General features: G+C 71.1%; 3 protein-coding genes. All 3 read left to right on the top strand.

Annotated elements, in window-relative coordinates:
• Positions 1–93: 93 nt before the first annotated feature.
• A complete protein-coding gene (locus ABNT58_RS13250) occupies positions 94–1,953 on the top strand; it encodes an ABC transporter transmembrane domain-containing protein (RefSeq protein ID WP_348753941.1) in 1,860 nt (619 codons plus the stop codon).
• 128 nt (positions 1,954–2,081) lie between these two features.
• Positions 2,082–2,741 (top strand): OmpA family protein, encoded by a 660-nt coding sequence (locus tag ABNT58_RS13245; RefSeq protein ID WP_348753940.1) that lies wholly within the window; start codon positions 2,082–2,084, stop codon positions 2,739–2,741.
• Positions 2,742–2,860: 119 nt separating this feature from the next.
• Positions 2,861–3,033 (top strand): thymidylate synthase (locus ABNT58_RS13240; protein WP_348753942.1); only part of this gene is annotated, 173 nt, incomplete at its 3' end.

Genomic DNA, 3,033 nt, shown 5'->3' with positions numbered 1-3,033 from the left:
TGTCAAGGCAGTGGCTGCATGAGCATTGATTGCCCCGGCAGTATTTGTCATGACACAACAGGAGCGCGGTTCCCGGTCCCTACACTGCGCGCCATGAGTTCCGCGCCCTCTTCCGCCCCACTCTCTTCCCCCTTGCCCGTGCCACCGGCCGCCGCGGCCGGCGCCGGCGTCGCCAACCAGGCACCCAAGCGGCCCGTGGGTGCGCTGAGGGCGCTGCTGCCCTTCATGCGGCCCTACCGTGGCCGCATCGCGCTGGCCGGGCTGTTCCTGCTGCTGGCGGCCGGCAGCACGCTGGTGTTTCCGCTGGCGCTGCGCTCGTTGATCGACCAGGGGTTGGTGCCTTCGCAGCCGGGCGAGCAGGTGCTGGGGCTGCGCGACCACTTTCTGGCGCTGTTCGGCGTGGGCGCTGCACTGGGCATTTTTTCGGGCGCGCGCTTTTACCTGGTGAGCTGGCTGGGCGAGCGCATCACCGCCGACCTGCGCGACGCGGTGTACGGCCACGTGGTGCGGCAAAGCCCCGAGTTCTTCGAGAGCACCCGGACCGGCGAGGTGCTGAGCCGCCTGACCACCGACACCACGCTGGTGCAGACGGTGGTGGGCTCCAGCCTGTCGCTGGGCCTGCGCAACACGTTGATGGGCACCGGCGCGCTGCTGGCCCTGATCGTCACCAACCCCTGGGTGATGACGCAGGTGCTGGGCATCCTGGTGCTGGTGGTGGCCCCGGCGCTGTACTTCGGCCGCCGGGTGCGCCGGCTCAGCCGCGCCAGCCAGGACCGCATCGCCGACAGCAGCGCCATCGCGGCCGAGGTGCTGAACGCCATTCCCATCGTGCAGAGCTACACGCAGGAGCAGCGCGAGGCCGCCCGTTTTGCCGAAGCCACCGAAGCCGCCTTCGACACCGCGCGCCGCCGCTCCAAGGTGCGGGCGCTGCTGGTGGCCTTCATCATCAGCGCCACCTTCGGCGCGCTGCTGTGGGGCCTGTACCAGGGCACGCAGGCGGTGCTGGCCGGGCGCATCACCGCCGGCCACCTGGGCCAGACGGTGGTGTTCATCATCCTCTTCATCGGCAGCGTGGCCGCGCTGAGCGAGGTGTACGGCGACCTGCAGCGTGCCGCCGGCGCCACCGAGCGGCTGATGGAGCTGCTGCGCGCCCAATCGCCGGTGCGCGACCCCGCCACGCCGCGGCCGCTGCCGGCGGTGGCCGCCGGCTCGGCGCTGAGCCTGGAGCAGGTGCAGTTCTTCTACCCCTCGCGCCCGCTGCAGCCGGCCCTCAGCGACTTCACGCTCGACGTGAGGCCTGGCGAAACCGTGGCCCTGGTGGGCCCCAGCGGCGCCGGCAAGAGCACGGTGTTCCAGCTGTTGCTGCGCTTTTACGACGCGCAGCAGGGCCGCATCACGCTCGACGGCGTGCTGGTGGCCGAGACCGCCATGGCCACGCTGCGCCATCGCGTGGGCATCGTGCCGCAGGACAGCGTGATCTTTTCGACCAGCGCGCTGGAGAACATCCGCTACGGCCGGCCCGACGCCACCGACGCCGAGGTGCAGGCCGCCGCCCGCGCCGCCTATGCGCACGACTTCATCAGCGCCCTGCCCGAAGGCTATGCCACCTACCTGGGCGAGCGCGGCGTGCGCCTGTCGGGCGGGCAGCGGCAGCGCATCAGCATCGCGCGCGCCATCCTGAAGAACCCGCCGCTGCTGCTGCTGGACGAAGCCACCAGCGCGCTGGACGCCGAGAGCGAGCGCGTGGTGCAGGCGGCGCTGGAACGGGCGATGGCCGACCGCACGACGCTCGTGATCGCCCACCGGCTGGCCACGGTGCAGCGGGCCGACCGCATCGTGGTGATGGAAGCCGGCCGCATCGTCGACACCGGCACCCATGCCGAGCTGGTGCAGCGGGGTGGCCTGTATGCACGGCTGGCGCAGATGCAGTTCAGCAACGCGGCTGAGGGATAAAGCCGAGGTCGGACATGTCCGACGGGGTCCGCGGGTGCCCGCCGATGGCTGGCACCGCGGGCCGCCGTAACACTTTGCCCAAGCCGCGCCAGCCAGGCCGCGGCGGCACAGATCCAAGGAGCTCCCTGATGAACAAGACCTTCACCTTCCGCCCCGCCATCGCCGCGCTGGCCGCCGCCGCGCTGCTGGCCACCGGTTGCGCCGACATGAGCCAGACCAACCGCGACACCGCCAAGGGCGCCGGCATCGGCGCAGGTGCGGGCGCCATCCTGGGCGGGCTGACCGGGGGCCGCAGCGGTGCCGGCACCGGCGCGGTGGTGGGCGGCGCGGTGGGCGCCATCGCGGGCAACATCTGGTCCAAGCGCATGCAGGAAAAGCAGGCTGCGATGGAGCGCGCCACCCAGGGCACCGGCATCGACGTGGCCCGCACGCCCAACAACGAGCTGAAGGTCAACATCCCCAGCGACTTCTCGTTCGACGTCGGCAGCGCCGCCATCAAGCCGGCGATGCGCCCGGTGCTCGACCAGTTCGCCCAGGGCCTGGACCCGGCGATGCGCGTGCGCGTGATCGGCCACACCGACTCCACCGGCAGCGACGCGGTCAACGACCCGCTGTCGCGTGAGCGCGCCTACAGCGTGCAGCAGTACCTGACCACCCGCGGCGTGCAGGGCAGCCGCATCAGCACCGAAGGCGTGGGTTCGCGTCAGCCGCTGGCCGACAACGCCACCGCGGACGGCCGCGCCCGCAACCGCCGGGTCGAGATCTACCTGACCGACACCCAGTCGTAAGCCGAGCGGCGAGAATGCGGGGCCGCGCCTTCGGGCGCGGCCTTTTTGCTTTCAGCCCCAGGAGCCTTGCCGTGACCGCCGCCCCCGCCCGCCCCGTGCGCTCTCAGTACGAAGACTTCATGCGCCATGTGTTCGAGCACGGCGTGAGCAAGACCGACCGCACCGGCACCGGCACCCGCAGCGTGTTCGGCCACCAGATGCGCTTCGACCTCAACGAAGGCTTTCCGCTGGTGACCACCAAGAAGGTGCACCTGAAGTCCATCATCCTGGAGCTGCTGTGGTTTCTGCGCGG

The sequence above is a fragment of the uncultured Aquincola sp. genome, from assembly GCF_964001545.1.
Taxonomy (GTDB): Bacteria; Pseudomonadota; Gammaproteobacteria; order Burkholderiales; family Burkholderiaceae_C; genus Aquincola.
Note: the sequence above shows the minus strand (reverse complement) of the source record. Positions and strands in the feature narration are given on the sequence as shown.

Excerpts from the sequence above, each read along its gene's own strand:
- ABNT58_RS13250 (WP_348753941.1), top strand. The coding sequence starts at position 94 with ATGAGTTCCGCGCCCTCTTCCGCCCCACTCTCTTCCCCCTTGCCCGTG.
- ABNT58_RS13245 (WP_348753940.1), top strand. The coding sequence starts at position 2,082 with ATGAACAAGACCTTCACCTTCCGCCCCGCCATCGCCGCGCTGGCCGCC.